Genomic DNA, 3,757 nt, shown 5'->3' on the forward strand with positions numbered 1-3,757 from the left:
TTATAGTGGACCCCTAAAGTTGGACCCACATAACGACCGCGGCGCACGAGTTGTTCCTCGCGTTCGCGCGCGCTCCACAGCCGAGCCGCGTTGCGGCGAACGATCTCGGCATAGACCGCGATGAAACTGTCGCCGACGTCGCGGACAAAGGCGAAATCGTCGTCGAACGCGGAATTGCCGGCGTCGCCCGCGCTGTTGAGATGGTCGAAGAAGATGCCGCCGATCCCGCGCGACTCGTTACGGTGCTTCAAGAAGAAATACTCGTCGCACCAGGCCTTGAAGCGGTCGGCGTCGGCGACCTTGGCGTGGCGCGCGCAAGTCCCGCGCATCGCGGCGTGGAACAGGACGGCGTCGGGGTCGGTCGGGACGCGCCGCGCGTCGAGCATCGGGGTCAAGTCCGCGCCGCCGCCGAACCACATCTTGGTCGTGCGCACGAGCCGCACGTTCATGTGGACGGTCGGAACGTGCGGGCTCCACGGATGGGCGATCACCGAGACGCCGGCCGCCCAGAAGCGCGGATCGTCGGCCGCGCCGGGAATCTGCCCGGCGAACTCGGCCGGGAAGGCGCCGAACACGGTCGAGCAATGCGCGCCCATTTTCTCGAACAAACGGCCGCGCAGCATGGCCATGCGGCCGCCGCCGCCCGGGCTTCCGCTGGCGTCGGTCCGCGCCCACGGCTCGATCGCGAAGCGGCCGGGCACCCGCGCCGCATCGACGCCGGGAAACTCCTGTTCGAGCCCCTCCATCGCCGCGACGATCCGCTGCTGCAAGCCGGGAAACCATTCCGCCGCCTCAGCGAGGCGCGGATCGGCGCGGGTCGGATCGGCGGCTTCGGTCATGCGCTGCGCACCCGCGCCATCATCCGCTCGACATGGGCGACCGGCGTCTCGGGCAGGATGCCATGGCCAAGATTGAAGATGTGCGCTCTCGATCCAAAGCCCTGGAGCACGCGGTCGATCCCCTCGTCGAGCGCGGCGCCGCCGGCGACGAGGGCAAGCGGATCGAGATTGCCCTGCAGCGCCAGATCGCCAGGCAAGGCGGCGACGGCGGCGGCCGGTTCGACCGCAGTGTCGAGGCCGATCGCGGAGACGCCCGCCATGCCGGCGAACTTGGCGAGCTGGGTCGCAGCGCCGCGTGGGAAGGCGATGACCGGGGTCTTGGGCGCCTTGGCCTTCACCTTCGCGACGAGCGCGGCGACCGGCTTGACGCACCACCGCTCGAACTCCGCCGGCGGCAGCACGCCGGCCCACGAATCGAAGACCTGCACCGCTTCGGCGCCGGCAGCGATCTGGCGAGCAAGATATTCGGCCGAAGCCTCGACCAGCCGGTCGATCAGCGCGGCGAACAGGTTTGGTTGCCGGTAGGCGATGAGCCGCGCCGGCGCCTGGTCCGGCGTGCCGCGTCCGGCGATCATGTAGCTCGCCACCGTCCAGGGCGCGCCGCAGAAGCCGATCAGCGCGACGTCGCCGGGCAGCGCGGTTTTCAGCCGGTCGAGCGTCTCGAAAACGGGCGAAAGCTTCTGCCAGTCCGGCTCGGCCTTGAGGCGCGAAAGCCCTTCAGCGTCCGTGATCGGATCGAGCCGCGGTCCTTCGCCGGACTCGAAGCTGACGGTCTGGCCGAGCGCGTCCGGCACGACCAGAATGTCGGAGAACAGGATCGCCGCGTCGAAGCCGAAGCGGCGGATCGGCTGCAGGGTCGCCTCGACCGTGAAGGCGGGCGTGTAGCAGAAGTCGAGAAAGCTCGCCGCGCGCGCCCTTATCTCCCGATACTCCGGAAGGTAGCGTCCCGCCTGCCGCATCAGCCAAACCGGCGGCCGCGGCTGGCGCTGGCCGGCGAGCGCGGCGAGGAAGGGCTTTGCGGGTTTTGAAAACGTCACGACTGGCCCTCGTCGCGACGCGAATGAAGCGCGCAAGCGCGCGTTTTGACGCGCGATTTGACGGTTTTGGTTTCAGAATCGGCTCTTTGGCAGCCCGGAAATCGACCTGACAAGGGCTCCAGCACGTGCATTTCTTAAGACCGTCCGAGCAATATCAGGGCGTTAAGCGCAGGATTCTGTTTTGCAGCGGCGTCGGGGACCCCCGGTTGACGTATTTTCGCCACATTCTCGGCTGCCCGGATCGACGCCCGAGCCCATCGCGACCATCGCCGCGCCGCTGTGCGCCGACCGGTCGCGGCCGACCGAGGGGCGCGCCGATCGCGCGCGCCGGCTCAGCAAAGCGGGGGCAGATCAGGATCAGGGCAAACGGCATCACGCGTCCGGATCGGGGGTATTGGAGTCAGACTACGACGGCCTTCTCTTTTTAGCAAGTTTTTGTCGGCATCATTCCGATGGTGAGAAAGCCGGCCTCACCACTGAATGGCCGGAGTGCGCAAGGAGAGGGCGTTCGCCGGCGGTCTTGTGAACGGGCCAAACCGACGATCACGCCGTATTTCGGGCGCTGTCGCCTGCGGTCACATCGTAGGCGGCGCCGGAAACCATGCGCGCGGCATCGGAGGCAAGGAAGACCACCACTGGCGCAACATCCGCGGGGTCGATCCAAGGAACTCCCAGCGGAGTCTTGGCCGTGAGAATCTTTTTGGCCGCTTCCTCATCCGTGGGAGACCCCATCGGCGTTCTGCCGCCGTCTTGCAGCACTTGCGCGTAGCGCTCCTCATGGCGGGTCAGCGGCGTATCGATCAAGCCGGGAACAACGGCGTTGACCGTGATCTTATGCGGTCCGAGCTCCAGCGCCGCCGACTTCATCAAGCCGATAATTCCCCATTTCGACGCCGCGTAGGCGGCCCCGTATTTCGTGCCGTGTTGGCCTTGGGTCGAGGAGGTCAGGATGATGCGTCCGCCACCCCGTTTCACCATATGAGGCGCGAAAGCGCGGAGAGCGTTCGCCGATCCTGTCAGATTGGTGTCGATCGTGATGCTCCAGTCCGCGTCCTCCATCTCGAGCAGGGGATGGAAGCTCTGGATGCCCGCATTGGCGAACAGGATATCGATCCCGCCGAATTCCTGTTCGCCCCTCGCGGCGGCCGCTCGGAGGGCCGGCAGATCGCGCTGGTCGAGCTCAATGGCAAGCCATCGACGGGTGGCCGCCCGGACAAGTCGCCCGGTTTCCGTCAGATCCTCGGGGGTCGATGGCTGAACGCCAGACCGCGGGTCGACCACCCGACAGATATCGATACCGATGACATCTGCGCCCTCGCGGGCCAAGGCGACCGCGGCGGCGCGGCCAATCCCGCGAGCGGCGCCGGTGACCACGGCCACCTTGCCTCGCAGGGAGCCCGTCGATTCTGGAATGGCGCCGGCCGCCGTCTGCAGCGAGCTCCTATCGCTCATGATGATCTCCTTTCGGTAGAGAGGAGGCCCACCGATATGGGTCGATCAGCCGGCCTAAATGGAGGTCATAATTTCTTGTCCTCCCGATGGTCTTTCCCAATCGCCGCGTCACATGCACACGCAACGCCTCGCCACTGAGCTGCGCTCGCACGGCGATGGCCGTGACGGGGAAAGGGCTGGGTCCATAAGCGTCTGCCCCCGTACGCCTAACCCGTTGTTTTCCCGAAACAGCATGTCCGCCCGTCCTTGGCGGTATGCCATCGTCCGCCCATATATATTGGACAGGCATTGGACAGGATCGACGAACATGGCCAGACACGTGCGCAACCCGAAGATCGAATCCCGCGCCGCTCGCGCGAGGCTGAAGCCCTCCGCCAAGCCCACCTACTTCGATTTGGGTGGCAAGCTGCACCTCGGCTACCGGCGCGG

General features: G+C 66.5%; 3 protein-coding genes. All 3 read right to left on the minus strand.

The genetic code is table 11. From position 1 onward, the window contains the following. Positions 1 to 839 (minus strand): coproporphyrinogen III oxidase (locus ACLP25_RS18075; RefSeq protein WP_442470558.1); only part of this gene is annotated, 839 nt, incomplete at its 3' end. Further along, positions 836 to 1,876 (minus strand): uroporphyrinogen decarboxylase, encoded by a 1,041-nt coding sequence (gene hemE / locus ACLP25_RS18080; protein ID WP_442470559.1) that lies wholly within the window; start codon positions 1,874 to 1,876, stop codon positions 836 to 838. The genes hemE and ACLP25_RS18075, both read right to left, overlap by 4 nt. A 543-nt stretch (positions 1,877 to 2,419) precedes the next feature. Further along, the gene (locus ACLP25_RS18085) at positions 2,420 to 3,328 is read right to left on the minus strand and encodes a mycofactocin-coupled SDR family oxidoreductase (RefSeq protein ID WP_442470560.1); all 909 of its coding nucleotides are present in this window, start codon (positions 3,326 to 3,328) and stop codon (positions 2,420 to 2,422) included. Positions 3,329 to 3,757: the final 429 nt, after the last annotated feature.

This window comes from Roseiarcus sp. (assembly GCF_052145395.1).
Lineage (GTDB): Bacteria > Pseudomonadota > Alphaproteobacteria > Rhizobiales > Beijerinckiaceae > Roseiarcus.